Origin of the sequence: Bacillus sp. TH17 (assembly GCF_016651125.1) — a bacterium.
Taxonomy (GTDB): Bacteria; Bacillota; Bacilli; order Bacillales; family Bacillaceae_G; genus Bacillus_A; species Bacillus_A mycoides.
Window position 1 is genome coordinate 4,164,842 of the sequence record NZ_JAEKEN010000001.1, and the last position, 14,918, is coordinate 4,179,759.

Here is a 14,918-nt window from a genome sequence, read left to right on the forward strand (position 1 = left end):
AGCTTACTTGAAGCGAGGGCTTCTCGGTTAATCGTTACTCTTGCTAACTAACGAATTTGTCTTAGGACAGCCGAGCTAACTCCCTTGTTCCAAAGGATATTTTATTACTATTTATTTAAATATATTCTAAAACATGTTGCATGTTCCGTCAAACTAAACTGCAATTTTTTCTTCAACTGTTTCTTCTACTTTTACTCGTCTATCATAAATACTCGTTGCTATAAGCGCTACTACAAGCATTACCATGATCGCAATAAACAATACTTCCATATTGTATAAGTCAACAATCGCTCCGCCAACGACCGGTCCGAACATTTTCCCTACAGTCGCTGCGCTATTTACAACACCTTGATAAAATCCTAGCTTATCTTTCGGTGCAAGTATATTTGCGATGGTCGGAACTGCCGGCCATACGAATAATTCACCAATTGTTAATGTCACCATCGCAATGAGAAACATCGTAAATTGCTGCGCTTGGCTTAAAACAATAAACGACGCCGCAAAAATGACGATTCCAATCATAATTTGTTGTTTTAAAGAACGCTTCATCCAGCGAATTAACATACTAACAAGTGGCTGCGCACAAACAATCATCGCTCCGTTTATCGTCCATAATAAACTATAATGGCGGAGGCTAATATCTAATTCTCGCATATGAGTCGCAATTGCCCCTTGCCACTGTACGTATGTAACCCAGCATAAAGCATATGCTACACATACGATTAGAAGCGCTTTGAAGCCAGGTGTAAGTGACCAACCTTTTTTCGTTTCGGCTTCTTTTTGTACCTCTTGCTCTTTTTTTTCTTCCATGCCACGAAATCCAATAAACGCAATTAAGAAGAAAATAAAATATAACATAAAGTTCGCTAAGAAAATATAATCAAAACGATAAGACGCAACTAATCCACCGCACGCTGTTCCAATCGCAATCCCAACGTTTTGTCCAACATACATTGCATTGAACGCTCGTCTCCCGCCTTCTGGCCAAACCGTACCGACCATCGCATACATCGATGGAAACACCATTCCAGAACCGAATCCGATTAATGCTAGCCACACAACATATAATGGCCAACCATGGAAAAATACAAGACCTAAAATCGATACAAGTGTAATGACAATCCCTACTAAAATTGATTTATAACCGCCCCATTTATCAAATAAAACACCGCCGAGCAAGTTTCCGATTACACCAGTAAGCGAGTTGATCATTAATACCATTCCGGCTACCGATAAAGATTTCCCTAAACTATCATGTAAGTAAATTGTATTAAAAGGCCATAAAAAAGAAGCACCCGTGACATTAATAATCATCCCAGCTACTAATAGCCATACTTTCCTTGGCATAGTCTCCCCTCCTATTCTCTTTTTTTCGTTCATATATATAACAGTAAAATTGTAGTCGTTTTTAAATAGGAAGGCAACTGATTAATAGTTGATGAAATTCAGATAATAGCACAAAGACGATTAGAATGTATTCTAATCGTCTTTGTAAAATATTAATCTATAAATAATGGAATCGTTCCCTCGCGAAAAGTTATCCAACTTCCTTTTTACGTTTTGCACTTTCTTTCGCACTCCATTTAAATATTTTGTCTAGTAGAGAGTATATTCTCCCAGACTCCTTCGTTAATAATGGCCCTAACGACGCCAATATTAAAACATATAAAGCTGAGAATGGTTTAATCGTTGCCATTAAGCCACCCGCTATTCCGAGATTCGCGACAATAATGGAGAATTCCCCACGTGATATAAGTGTTAAACCGATATTCGCAGAAGCCTTATGCGATAACCCGGCTTTACGCCCTGCAATCATTCCAGCTGTAAAATTACCGATGAGAGTAATGAAAACTGCTCCTAATGCCAACCATACTGCTCCTCCAAGCGAAAACGGATCTATACTTAAACCGAAGCTGAAGAAAAATATAGCTCCAAAGAAATCACGAAACGGGACGACGAGATGCTCGATTCGATCACTATGCTCTGTTTCTGAAAAGACGAGTCCTAACAATAAAGCCCCAATCGCTTCCGCAACATGAATTGTTTCTGAAAATCCTGCTACAAAGAATAAAATAGCGAATATTACGATAATAAAAATTTCGTTTGACGAAATATCTAATACTTTATTTAGGAACGGCGTAGCTTTTCTAGCGATTACAAAGAATAGGAGCATATACCCTACTGCGATTAACACCGATGTAAGAGCACCTACAAATGATGTTGCACCTCCGAGTACTAATCCTGAAACAACTGATAAATATACAGCTAAAAAGATATCATCAAACATAATGATTCCTAAAATTAGCTCTGTCTCTTTATTACCAGATCTTCTTAAATCAACGATTACTTTCGCTACAATTGCACTCGATGAGATTGTAATAATTCCAGCAATAATTAATGTTTCTAGTAAGGGGAAGCCCATTATATATCCATAAAGTAAACCTAATATGAAATTAAGCGATATATGAACACTACCCCCAAAAGCAATCGACTTTCCTGATTTAATTAATTTTTTTATTGAGAATTCTAAGCCCAAATAGAATAGGAGGAATATGACGCCTACACGGCCGAGGAAGGAAATAACTTCTCCGCTTTCAATAAACCTTAAATCGATAAGTCCTAAATCTGGGGCATGAGGCCCCACTAACATACCGAGTATAATGAGAAACGGAATAATCGAGAACTTTAACTTCGCAGCGAGGATAGCTGCAAAAGCTACTAATACTAACGCAGTTCCAACTTCAAAAATTAAAGTATCCATCGATTAGGAATCACCTCCTGCTGAAAGCAATTCATTAATAATTCTTTTCACTTCATGTCTTTCACCCGACAATACGAGCATATCGCCAGCTTCAATAATAGAGTCTGGACCTGGATTAAAGAATTTCTTCATATTCTTTTTCAAAATAGCAATAATCGTTACGTTATACGTTTTTCTGACATGTAAGCTACCAATTGTTTGTTGTACTACTGGTGCATTATTCTCCACCTTAAACCATTCAATTGATAATCCTTCAAAAGCCATCTCAATTGTGTCTAGCGCTTGCGGCCTATATACCATTCCGCCTAATATAGCCGCAATTTGTCTCGCTTCAGAATCACGAAGAGAAATGCTTGAAATACTCTCATCGTGATCCGCATCAAAATGATACATTTCTCTTCGGCCATCATCATGAATAACGATAACCATTTTTTCATTACCTTTTGTTATCACTTCGAATTTACATCCAATGCCCGGTAGTTCACTCTCTCTAATATTCATATTTTCCGCCTCCTAAAGTTTTTAGTTACGGCTTTTACAAATCTACATCAATCTCTGTTTTAAACTTCTCATCTTTTGAGATTCCTAAATACTTGAGCGTTTCTGATGGAGTTGCGTGATGAAAATGCTTTTGCAATAGCGCAATCGCTATTCCTCTTTTGTACGCATGAAATCCAAATGTTTTTCGCATTGAATTTGTTCCAATCTTTCCAACAATCCCAACCGCTTCAGCTGCGCTATGGATAACACGATATGCTTGTTGGCGTGAGATTGAATTTGTCGTTTTATTAGATTGAAATACGTAGTTTTCTCTTTGAGCATCAATAGATTTTACATACTCTAAAAGGGCTTCTTTTACTTTTGTATTTAAATAAATATCTTGTTTAAATTTTTCATCTTTCACAGGAAGAGAATAAAACTCTTTAACAGTCTTATCTTCATTTAATACCTCTTCAAATTTCATACTAAGTAGCTCAGTAATCTTTAATCCAGTGTTAATTCCAATAACAAATAAAAGATAATCTCGCTGCGAGTGCTCTTTTAAATACTTTTTCATAGCCTCAATTTGGTTTATATCTTTTAATGCCTCTACAACTTCCATACATGTATCTCCTCATCTTATGAACGGTAATTTTCTCATTATCCTGTCCATTTTACCTTATCATGCTATGAGATTTCCATGTATTATCCATTATTTTCACAATATACGACTTAGGTCTGACAATTTTTCATTTGGAAAGTTATGATTGTACAAATACGGTGTGGGTAGAAAAATAGGGGATACAAGTTCAGCTTCTTTCTATAGATCGAATTCCTCCTTTCTTTTCCAGTTGCTGATACTCACATATTATGTTACTTATTTACATTATATTATATATTTCAGTAACATTAAAGTGTTTTTTCTGAAAATATAAAAAACCGAGCAGTTTCGCTCGGTTTTTCATTAATCTTCTTTCGGAAGAACAATCCCTTTATACAATTGAACTGTAATGAAGTAATAAATCGCATAAATTACTACGAAAATTACGATTGGAACCCAAATGCGGAAGTACGGATCGACTAAAATAAATCCGAAAATATTCATACCAACTAATACGTGAGCAATACCCACAATTGCCGGGAATAAGAATACTAAGAATAACTCTTTATAAATTGATTTCGTTAATAATTCACGGCGCACACCGATTTTACGAAGCATTTGATAACGCGTAATATCTTTTGATGCACCAGAAAGAATTTTAAACATTAAACAACTTGCCATCATTGCTAAGAACGCAATTCCAAGGAAGAATCCCATAAATACTGTTCCACTCGCAATGCCGTAGAATCCATTGTAAGATTGATATTTACTATCTAATCTTTCAGCTTTTACATTTTTATATTTAACTAGCTGCAACTCGTCAAGTTTTTTCCATTCTTTTGTGTATGCTACAAAATCGTCTGTTTTTCCAGTAACTACGATTCCTTCTTTACCATTTACAGTATCGTACATTTTCTGATCTACAATTTTAATTGCATGATCTTCATATAGATAAAATGGCTGAATTGTTCTGAAAGCCTCGTTCCATTCTTCTGGAAGTTCTTTAGCACTCGCATCTTTTTCATTCATTTCTCTAGAAACTGCACCTACTGGCAGTTCCTCTGAAACTTTCTTTATTTTTCCTAAATCCTTCATACTTTCCATCTGTTTTGTATCTTGTACGAAAGGAGGATTTTTCTCTAAATCTTCTTTTACATAATAAACGTATTTATTATCAACTTTGTAACGATATTCATTTTTCTCTTTAAATGTAATACCATCTAAAATTTTCTTTTCTTCAGCTGTTGGGTTATGAATAACTGAATCATATATTACTAAACCATCAACCATTTTTATAACGTTATTTTTAAACGCCATACCACCTGAAATTGCACCTGCTCCAAGAGCAACTAACATCGCTACCGTTGCAAGTACTTTCGTTAAGCTATTAATACGGAAATTTAATTGTGCAAACGTAAAAGCATTCAGTCCTTTTTCACTACGCTTTTTATTACTCTTTAACTTTCTAATGATAACTGGGAGAAGTGATCCAAATAGCATGTAAGTACCAGTTGTTGTTGTAATTAATGCAATAAGGATTCCCATTTCTCTTAGTTTTTCCATGTAAATCATTGATGCATAGCCAATTCCTAATAAAATAACAGCAAGGATTGCAACGACACCTGTCATTTTTCCTTTTACCGCAACACGTTCTGTTTGTGCATCTGCATGTACAAGTTGCAGTACTGAAATACGTGATAACTTAATACTGTTCATAATTGCTGATAATACAAATAATGCAAAGAAGAAAATGCAAGTAACAGTCATAGATGGTAGATAAAATGCCTTATAGCCTTCACCAGCAAATTCTAATTGTTTCATTAATAACTGTCCGATACCTTCTGCAAGTCCTACACCAACTGTAAGTCCAATCGCAAGAGACGCAGCACCTAATACAATCGTTTCAATAAACATAAGTAATGTAACTTTATGCTTTTTTGCACCTAACATCATGTACATACCAAACTCTTTTTGACGAAGAGATAATAAGAAAGAGTTTGCATATAAAATGTAGAAGAACGTTATAATTGCTAATAAAAATGAACCTGCTTGGAATACGAAACCAATAGACTTAATAACAGAATTGGATTCGATAAACGCTTTATTCAGCGCTAACGTTTGGAACATATAAAAAATTGAAATCGACATGACAAGACCAACAAGTAAGACAATATAATCTTTCAGCTTACTCTTTAGCCCTGACATGGAAAGTTTAAATAACATGCCCTAGACCTCCCTTCCTACGCTTTTTGTGTGCCTAAGTCCGCAAGCACATCTAAAATTTCTTTGTAGAACTCTTCACGCGTACCACCGCGGTGAATTTCTTTATATAGCTCACCATCTTGAATGAATAAAATACGCTGACAGTAACTTGCACTATATGGATCATGCGTAACCATCATAATAGATACGCCTTGTTCTTCATTTAAGTTTGTCATCGCATCAAGTAAACTTGCTGCATTTTTCGAATCAAGAGCTCCTGTTGGCTCGTCTCCTAAAATAATTGCCGGTTCATGCACTAGTGCACGTGCTGCTGCTGAACGTTGTTTCTGTCCACCGGATACTTCAGTTGGATACTTTTGAAGAATTTCTGTAATTCCTAACATATCCGCTACTTTCTCTACTTTCGGTCCAATATTACGTGATGAAACACCTTGAAGTGAAAGTGGAAGTGCAATGTTCTCATAAATAGATAAGTTCTCTAATAAGTTGAAGTCTTGGAAAATGAATCCTAACTTTTGCGAACGGAAATCAGAAAGCTCACCTTGCTTCATTTTCGTAATGTCCGTACCCGCAATTTCAACAACGCCGCCCGTTGCTTTATCAAGCGTTGAAATTACATTTAACAATGTCGTTTTACCAGAACCAGATGGTCCCATAATTCCAACAAACTCACCCTCTTGAATTGAGAATGAAACACCTTTTAACGCGTGTGATTGGTTCTCACCTTTTTTACCGTACACTTTTTGAACGTTTTTCACGTCTACAACTGGTTTCGTCATATATATCCTCCTACACTTGTTTTTCCATTACCTATTTTGCGCCTTTTGGAGGTGAACTGCTATTTGTTAACATTACAATTACCTTACACTTTTGTAATAAAATAAAACCAGGTCGTATTTCGACCTGGTTTACTCTGATTGCTTCGATCTTTGAGGTTGTCCTTTTTTACTGTTACGCTGTTTCACTTGAACAACTGGATCAAGTTCATTTGAAAATTCAGCGTTATGTCCATTTTGCGTTTTTTGATCTGGATTATTTTGATCTGAACGTTTCGCCATTACATTCACTCCTTATTAGTGCGGTGTAATAATCATTTGATGTTGCAATTGGCGAATTGCGATACGTGCTCTATTTAATTGCTCACGTTGCTCATCATTCGCATGTTGCTGCATAGTTTGTAAGTCGTTATATGCTTGTTCTAATTGTAACTGAGCATCCGAATACTCCATCGTATTGTAATGCTCTTGTCTCATGCCTTGGTCTAATTGTTCTTTCGCATATTCCACCGCTTGTTCTGCCTGTGTAATATACTCTTCAAGTGATTGACGCTCTGCCATAATTGTCCCTCCTTGCTTCAATTCCCCTTTAGTGTGTCCCTTCCATATGAACCTTATGAGTATGTTATAATGGATTTTGTTTCATTTTGACTCGTCTTAGGAGGGAAAATAATGAAGGTTCAAAACCCTTTTCCATATACAAATGACAATAAACGTTATCATACATGGAATTACCACTTACGAAATGAATTTGGTGAAAAAATCTTTAAAGTTTCATTAGATGCTGGCTTCGATTGCCCGAACCGTGACGGTACAGTTGCTTACGGTGGTTGCACGTTTTGTAGTGCTGCTGGATCTGGTGACTTCGCTGGCGATCGCCGCGATGATGTTATAACGCAATATCATGAAATGAAAGAAAAAATGCACTCAAAGTGGAAAGACGGAAAATGTATCGCTTATTTTCAGGCTTACACAAATACACATGCACCACTTGAAGTGTTAAAAGAAAAATTCGAACCGCTTCTAGCAGAAAAAGACGTTGTCGGTCTTTCTATCGCAACTCGTCCAGATTGTTTACCAGACGATGTCGTTGAATATTTAGCGGACTTAAATAAACGTACGTACCTTTGGGTTGAACTCGGACTACAAACTGTTCATGAACGTACTGCAAATCTTATTAACCGTGCTCACGATTATCCATCTTATGTGGAAGGCGTAAATAAATTACGCAAACATGGCATTAGAGTTTGCTCTCATATTATTAACGGTCTTCCACTTGAAGATTACGACATGATGATGGAAACAACTCGTGAAGTAGCGAAGCTTGACGTACAAGGAATTAAAATTCATTTACTTCATTTATTAAAAGGAACGCCAATGGTGAAGCAATATGAAAAAGGACAACTCGAGTTCCTTTCTCTTGAAGATTACGTAAGTCTCGTTGTTGACCAACTTGAAATTATTCCAGAAGATGTAATTGTGCACCGCATCACGGGTGACGGTCCGCCTGATTTAATGATTGGCCCAATGTGGAGCTTAAATAAATGGGAAGTATTAAATTCCATCGATGCAGAATTTGTACGCCGCGGAAGCTGGCAAGGAAAATATGCAAATGAGGAGAAACAAAAATGAAATTAGAACGTGTATTACCGTTTGCTCGCTCGCTGCTGCAAACGGCTGTTAAAGAAGGCGATTACGCTGTAGATGCAACTTTAGGAAATGGACATGACACTTGCTTCCTAGCTGAAATCGTTGGAGATAACGGAAAAGTATTTGGATTCGATATTCAAAAAGAAGCAATTGAAAGCTCTACTATCCGCCTAAAAGAAAAAGAGCTTTTTGAACGTACTGTTTTAGTTCACGATAGTCACGATACGCTTCTATCCGTACTACCAGAAGATGCAAAAGGAAAAGTAACAGGCGCTATCTTCAACTTAGGTTACCTTCCAGGCGGTGACAAGCATATCGTCACAAAACCGAACTCAACAATCTCGGCGATCGAGCAATTATTAGAAGTAATGGCACCTGAAGGTATCATCGTCCTTGTCATTTACCACGGACATCCAGAAGGACAAGTAGAACGCGACGCTGTACTTAAATTTGCAGAAGAACTAGATCAAAAAGAAGCTCACGTTTTGCGATACGGCTTCATTAACCAGCAAAATAACCCGCCATTTATTGTGGCGATTGAGAAGCGATAAAGTGAAACTTTAATCAGTGAGGTTTACTGTCCGGCAAATAGCAGGATAATTATATCAACGATTTTTCAGATATATCGATCATTCGACAAAACATAACAAAAAAAGACGTGCATTCATTGCACGTCTTTTTCTTATTCTCCTATATAATGGATGTATACAATATTTGAAGAAAGAAGGATAGAACTTTGCTAGTAGAACTAAGGGGAATTCAAAAGAAGTATGGCAAATCACTTATACTAGACAACATCGATTTATCCATTCCAGAAGGAGAAGCACTCGCTATTATTGGTGGGAACGGGACTGGAAAAAGTACTTTACTCAAAATAATTGCAGGCTTTATTCCACCTACGGCAGGGACACTTCAAAGAAAAGAACATATACAAATCAGTTATGTCCCTGAACATTTTCCTGAAGGAATTCGTTTTACATTAGAGGATTATTTATATCATCTCGGCCACATTCACGGTTTATCAACAAAATATTTAAGAACTAAAATTCCGATGCTCCTTGAATCTTTTCATCTACATCATGCAAAGCATTACGTTGTACGAAACTTTTCAAAAGGTATGAAACAAAAAACAGGCATTATGCAAGCATTACTTACGGACGTCCATTTATTAATTCTAGATGAACCTCTTTCTGGACTCGACCCTAACTCTCAGCAAGAATTAGAGCATATTTTACTCTCATTAAAACAACAAGGCATATCTATACTCTTCACATGTCACGAAAAACAACTACTAGAAAACTTCGCCGATAGAATTGTGACATTAGCAAATCATACAATTGCGGAAGATACCTCTGTGCAAAAATCAACAGAACAGGTCTATATTGAGGCAATTGTTCACGAAACATTTTCAGCTATAGAACTACAAAAGCAATCAGGATTTATACAAGTTACACACAATTCAAATCAAAACCTCATTCAATTACAAATCGAAAAGGAATATGCAAACGAAATGCTTCAGTTTTTATTACATAAAAAAGCATCTATCACACTGCTACAGCCTAATTTTTAAATCGAAAGAAGGTTTATTATGTTTGCGCTTATTCGTTACCATTTTCTCGACTACACGAAATCGTATAAGTACATTCCTCCTATTGCGATGTACTGCATAAGCTTACTTTTTGTATATACATATAAACCAACTCCCATTGTACCAACATACTTAGAAACAGCACTCGCACTTTATTTATTATCTGCCTGGATTACAGTCACAATTTTTCATACTGAAGATCCTGTACAAGAACAAATCACTATTTCACATACAAATAATATTTCGGCATTATACGTTGGTAAATATATTACGGCTCTTCTTATTTGTACTGTTTTATCTTTTATATCCGTAATCTATCCAATTATTTTGCAAATGTTTAATGAAAAAATGACAGCTTCTTTATTTCTAGTCGGATTTCTCGCCCACATGTCTTTATCTATACTAGGAATTTCAATCGCAACATTATTTACTAGAAATATTATTCAAAAAGCAAGCACCGCTTGGCTTAGTCTTACATTTATATTACTTATGACGATTGCCTCAATCCGGTTAAAAAAAGAGTTACTATGGTTTTTACCACCTGTCGAAAGCTTTATAATGCTTGGACAATACAAATATAATATACTTACTCATACTCTATGGCTTACAGCTTGGGCTATCGTATATTCATTTTTATTACTTACTTTATTTCTTTTTCTCGTTCGCAGAAAACGTTTTTGATTACATATTAAAGGGGACTAAACAATGATTGGAATACTAGCAGGAATGGGTCCAAAATCAACCGGACCATTCGTCGATACAGTTGTAGCAGAGTGCCAAACAATTTATGGAGCAAAGCATGATATGGACTTTCCTCATATGATGATTTATTCGTGCCCAACACCGTTTTATATGGATCGCCCTATTGATCATGCGGCGATGAAAAAAGCGATTATTGAAGGAGCGCAAAAACTTGAAAGTACTGGTGTAGATTTCATCGCAATGCCATGTAATACAGCGCATCTTTATTTCGAGGAATTACAGCGTTCTATTACCATTCCTATTTTGAATATAGTCGATGAGACGTTAAAAGCAATTCCTGAAAATACAAAAAGAGTCGCTCTTCTTGCAACAGAAGCGACTGTTCAAGCAAGTATTTACCAAGATGGAATTACAAAACGTGATATAGAGTACATTCATAATGAACAATGGCAAGAAATGATTAATCAAATTATTACTTGTATTAAAGGCGGAGAAATTGAGGAAGCTCGTAAATTATGGAGTCTGCTCGTTTTACAGTTAAAAGACGAAGTAGATACCGCTATTATCGCATGTACCGATTTGAATGTGGTGGTGAGTGAGGACTTTGTTGATTCCGCTCAATGTCTTGCGAAAGCAGTTGTTAGGATCTATGCATCAAATATAAAAAAGTCTTCATAAACATAGAACACATCCTTTTTAAAATGTGTTTTATGTTTGATAAAAACAACCAAAACTTTTAACTTTTTTCACAATTATTTCAAAGTAATCACACTTAATCTCGCTATATTAAATAAGTAGTTTATTCATATAGGGAAGGTTAGGGGAACTGAAGTATGAAGGTAAATCGTTCGCTTCATTATATTTTTTGGAGGTGGCATTTTTACGCCGGGCTTTTTATTACGCCGCTTCTTATTACATTGTCACTGAGCGGAATTGGGTATTTATTTCGGGAGGAAGTTGAAGATTTCATCTATAAAGATTTATATTTTGGGAAGAGCGCCCAAACAGAGTCTATTTCGATGGCTGATTCGCTTTTCTTAACAGAGAAAAAATATCCACATTATAGTGTGGCGAAAATTAGTGAGTTTAATGGGGATTATAATACGAGACTTACTATTGCAAATGAATATACTGGGCAACAAAAATATGTGTATTTAGATAGCAATAATCAAATTGTTGGAGATCAAAATGCAAGTGAAACTTTTGCCAATATAATGCGGGAATTACATAGTTCTCTTTTAGTTGGTGGTACTGTCGTCAACTATACTGTAGAGCTTGCGGCATGCTGGACAATCTTTTTAATTGTGACTGGATTGTATATGAGTATACGCCAATTCAAAAACACACCCGCATCCACTAAGCGAGAAAAAGCAAAACGACGTCATTCTATTATCGGTATTATATTTACAATTCCACTCGTTTTGTTAGTCGCATCTGGATTACCATGGTCAGGATTTATGGGGAACCAAATTTATAAAATCGCATCGTCGAATGAATCGATTGGATATCCGACATTGTATATGGCACCGCCTGAATCGAAGGTAAAAGAATTACCGTGGGCAACTAGAAAAGAAGCTCCTCCTGAATCGAATTCAAATGAGCCAAAAGCAATTTCTGTCGATGAATTACAAAAAGGAATTGAAATAAAGAAGCCATATGTTATCTCACTACCGGCTGATCCGAAAGGTGTATTCACCGTTTCGAAATCAAGCGGTTCCGGTATTACGGGTATGCATGTCGCACCAAATGAAGAAATAACAGCTTATTTTGATCAATATAGCGGAGAACTTATTTCCAAAACGGACTATCGTGATTATGGATTATTTGCACAATGGTTTACTTACGGTATCCCACTTCACGAAGGACATTTATTCGGATGGCCAAATAAAATATTATGCTTACTAACGACGTTATCTTTATTACTTCTTATTTATTACGGAGTAAAAATGTGGTTAGCGAGAAAACCGAAAGGAAAATTAGCAGCACCGCCAAAGCAAAGAGATAAGAAAAGCATAATCGTTTTCTTTATCATGATGGTTATACTAGGCGCTGTCATGCCTTTATTCGGACTATCTGTTTTAGTTATTTTCGCAATTGAACTTCTCATATATGTATTTTCAAAAATACAATCATAATAAGAAAACCACTCTACAAGAGTGGTTTTCTTCATCACTGCGCCATTTTCTTTCGGTACATCTTCCCGTTCCAGTAGAAGAATCGTGAAGTGAGCCCTCCGTATTTTACAATGCGCCGTGCCATTTTGTGCATATTCTTTTGCGCTGATACTTTTTGATCTGATAAATAAATACCAAGTAATCCTCGGCTTATGAGACGATGAAACTTCGCATGAGGCAAATCACCAATGCTCTTCTCTGCTTCTTCTACAAAATGTTTCATACGATCTAATATAGCTTGCTCGTTTTCATAATAACTACAGAAATTCAAATCTCCGCCGATACGGTCTTCTTCTTGATCGATGAAATAATCAAGTAAAATGTGAAGTCCTTGTACGTATGGAAAATACCCTTGTCTAATTTTCACAATATCTTCTTCATGTAACTCATCATGAAATGCATATGCTACAAGACAGAAAATTCCAAGCGTAGAACCTGCACATGCTGAAAATTCAAACCAACTCATCGGTGGTAAATTTTCTTTATGCGCTTCAAACCATGTTTTTAAGCGTGGTTCTCTTTCTTCTAACTTCACGTGTTTATGAATTTGCAAATCACAATAATAACAAGCAAGTTCATGAAGAATTGGAGCAATTTTATCATAATGCTTCGTTTTCTTTAAAACATCCTGACATGTTTCAACAAGCTCATCTAAATAACCACCATCATCTTGATCATCACGATAACGATAATAGTTACCGCCCCCTTCAACTTCAGGGCTTAATGCCATTACCATCGACTCATGAAGAGCCGCAAAGTCTTTCGGGTCAAGTGATGTACTACGATCACATAAATTATCTAAATAGTCGCTAATCGTTTGATAAGCTACGATAAAACGAATACATTCCTCACGATGTTCATTTGCTAGTAGCGCTAAAATGCCACCGCCCTCGCAATGAAACGTTTTATTCTCAATACTTGCGATTGCCTGACTATGAAGCTCGTCATTCGGAATATGGTAGGCACGCTCTTTCCACATCGCTAGCTCATGGTGTACTACCGGAAACACATCACGGTATACTTTCGCCATGAGCGTTATGGGATTACTCGGTACGTTCACTTCTTCCTTCATCTCCTCTATTCAATGTACAAATAATTTACTTATTTGTTTCTATTATGTTATTGATGCGTATTTCAGTAAATGACTGAATATAATTCAAAATTTCATCACGCTCATACTCATTTAATAACTCATGATAACAATTCGGCCATTCTTTAAAAGCCTTATCACTTATTTTAACATTATCAAACCAAGTACGGACACGTGTTTTATCTACAAGTTTATCCTCACAAGCCTGCATTAGCAAGAGTGGAACGTCTGGAAAATCGCCTATTTTTTTATGCGCAATTTCGATAGACTTAATCAATTCACTATACCAACGTACTGATACTTTGCGCAAGAACAATGAATCATTCTCCATCGCATCTCTCACTTCATGATTACGAGTTGACATTTCCACTGTAAGATTCGTTGCAAATTGCAATTTTGGAGCAACAACATTTAATATTTTTGAGGCAGCTCGAAGCGGAGCAGAAGGTCCAGTTAATACACCTAAACATGGTGAACTTAAAATAATACCATCTACATCTTCTCTCTTCGTTTCTTGCATCATACGAATGACAATAAGACCACCCATACTATGACCAAATATAAAAATAGGTAATCGATACTTCCTTGCCTCTTTCACCCATAATTTAACTTCCTCTATGTATTCATCAAATGAATCAATATGTCCTCTATTTCTCGAAGTCGTTCCATGTGATGGAAGGTCTCCCATCACAACGTGGTAGCCGATATGATTCCACATTTCTGCTATAGCCTCGTAACGTCCGTGATATTCCATTGCGCCGTGCACGATAACGACTACAGCTTTCGCTTCCTCTGCTTCATAATTCCACATACGGACCTCCTCCATTTCACTCTTTCTCATAATTTGATACACTAAAACTAGTCTCTAGGAAA

General features: G+C 36.3%; 16 protein-coding genes. 6 read left to right on the plus strand and 10 right to left on the minus strand.

The window, feature by feature from the left end; genetic code table 11:
* Positions 1–153: 153 nt before the first annotated feature.
* The 8 genes from JFT95_RS21370 to JFT95_RS21405 form a co-directional block, all read right to left on the minus strand.
* The gene (locus tag JFT95_RS21370) at positions 154–1,347 is read right to left on the minus strand and encodes an MDR family MFS transporter (RefSeq protein ID WP_201053204.1); all 1,194 of its coding nucleotides are present in this window, start codon (positions 1,345–1,347) and stop codon (positions 154–156) included.
* A 190-nt stretch (positions 1,348–1,537) separates the two neighbouring features.
* Positions 1,538–2,761, minus strand: a complete 1,224-nt coding sequence (locus JFT95_RS21375) for a cation:proton antiporter (protein WP_201053206.1) — start codon at positions 2,759–2,761, stop codon at positions 1,538–1,540.
* Between the two features lie 3 nt (positions 2,762–2,764).
* Entirely contained in the window at positions 2,765–3,262 is a 498-nt protein-coding gene (locus JFT95_RS21380; protein WP_001026048.1) for a cation:proton antiporter regulatory subunit, read from the minus strand.
* A gap of 34 nt (positions 3,263–3,296) precedes the next feature.
* Positions 3,297–3,863: a tyrosine-type recombinase/integrase gene (locus tag JFT95_RS21385; protein ID WP_002034425.1), complete on the minus strand. Its 567-nt coding sequence runs from the start codon at positions 3,861–3,863 to the stop codon at positions 3,297–3,299.
* A 342-nt stretch (positions 3,864–4,205) separates the two neighbouring features.
* A complete protein-coding gene (locus JFT95_RS21390; RefSeq protein WP_201053208.1) occupies positions 4,206–6,065 on the minus strand; it encodes an FtsX-like permease family protein in 1,860 nt (619 codons plus the stop codon).
* 17 nt (positions 6,066–6,082) lie between these two features.
* Entirely contained in the window at positions 6,083–6,844 is a 762-nt protein-coding gene (locus tag JFT95_RS21395; protein WP_002129519.1) for an ABC transporter ATP-binding protein, read from the minus strand.
* A gap of 129 nt (positions 6,845–6,973) precedes the next feature.
* Positions 6,974–7,123 carry a glycogen biosynthesis protein GlgD gene (locus JFT95_RS21400; RefSeq protein WP_201053210.1) on the minus strand — a complete coding sequence of 50 codons (150 nt, stop codon included), beginning with the start codon at positions 7,121–7,123 and terminating at the stop codon, positions 6,974–6,976.
* Between the two features lie 15 nt (positions 7,124–7,138).
* Positions 7,139–7,402: a YtzC family protein gene (locus tag JFT95_RS21405; RefSeq protein ID WP_201053212.1), complete on the minus strand. Its 264-nt coding sequence runs from the start codon at positions 7,400–7,402 to the stop codon at positions 7,139–7,141.
* A gap of 111 nt (positions 7,403–7,513) precedes the next feature.
* On the opposite strand from JFT95_RS21405, the gene mnmL reads away from it, so the two are divergent.
* From mnmL to JFT95_RS21435, 6 genes are all read left to right on the plus strand, one after another.
* Positions 7,514–8,473, plus strand: a complete 960-nt coding sequence (mnmL, locus tag JFT95_RS21410) for a tRNA modification radical SAM protein MnmL/YtqA (protein WP_002167527.1) — start codon at positions 7,514–7,516, stop codon at positions 8,471–8,473.
* Positions 8,470–9,042 carry a tRNA 5-(aminomethyl)-2-thiouridylate-methyltransferase MnmM gene (gene mnmM, locus JFT95_RS21415; RefSeq protein WP_002129524.1) on the plus strand — a complete coding sequence of 191 codons (573 nt, stop codon included), beginning with the start codon at positions 8,470–8,472 and terminating at the stop codon, positions 9,040–9,042. Before mnmL ends, mnmM begins: the two co-directional genes overlap by 4 nt.
* A 185-nt stretch (positions 9,043–9,227) precedes the next feature.
* Positions 9,228–10,061 carry an ABC transporter ATP-binding protein gene (locus JFT95_RS21420; protein ID WP_201053214.1) on the plus strand — a complete coding sequence of 278 codons (834 nt, stop codon included), beginning with the start codon at positions 9,228–9,230 and terminating at the stop codon, positions 10,059–10,061.
* A gap of 18 nt (positions 10,062–10,079) precedes the next feature.
* The gene (locus JFT95_RS21425; RefSeq protein ID WP_002067629.1) at positions 10,080–10,760 is read left to right on the plus strand and encodes a hypothetical protein; all 681 of its coding nucleotides are present in this window, start codon (positions 10,080–10,082) and stop codon (positions 10,758–10,760) included.
* A 24-nt stretch (positions 10,761–10,784) separates the two neighbouring features.
* A complete protein-coding gene (locus JFT95_RS21430; RefSeq protein ID WP_002184795.1) occupies positions 10,785–11,459 on the plus strand; it encodes an aspartate/glutamate racemase family protein in 675 nt (224 codons plus the stop codon).
* 155 nt (positions 11,460–11,614) lie between these two features.
* The gene (locus JFT95_RS21435; RefSeq protein ID WP_201053216.1) at positions 11,615–12,916 is read left to right on the plus strand and encodes a PepSY-associated TM helix domain-containing protein; all 1,302 of its coding nucleotides are present in this window, start codon (positions 11,615–11,617) and stop codon (positions 12,914–12,916) included.
* 34 nt (positions 12,917–12,950) lie between these two features.
* On the opposite strand, the gene JFT95_RS21440 is transcribed toward JFT95_RS21435, so the two are convergent.
* Positions 12,951–14,015, minus strand: a complete 1,065-nt coding sequence (locus tag JFT95_RS21440; protein WP_002089107.1) for a tetraprenyl-beta-curcumene synthase family protein — start codon at positions 14,013–14,015, stop codon at positions 12,951–12,953.
* A gap of 37 nt (positions 14,016–14,052) precedes the next feature.
* Positions 14,053–14,856 carry an alpha/beta hydrolase gene (locus JFT95_RS21445; RefSeq protein WP_002129529.1) on the minus strand — a complete coding sequence of 268 codons (804 nt, stop codon included), beginning with the start codon at positions 14,854–14,856 and terminating at the stop codon, positions 14,053–14,055.
* Between the last annotated feature and the right edge of the window lie 62 nt (positions 14,857–14,918).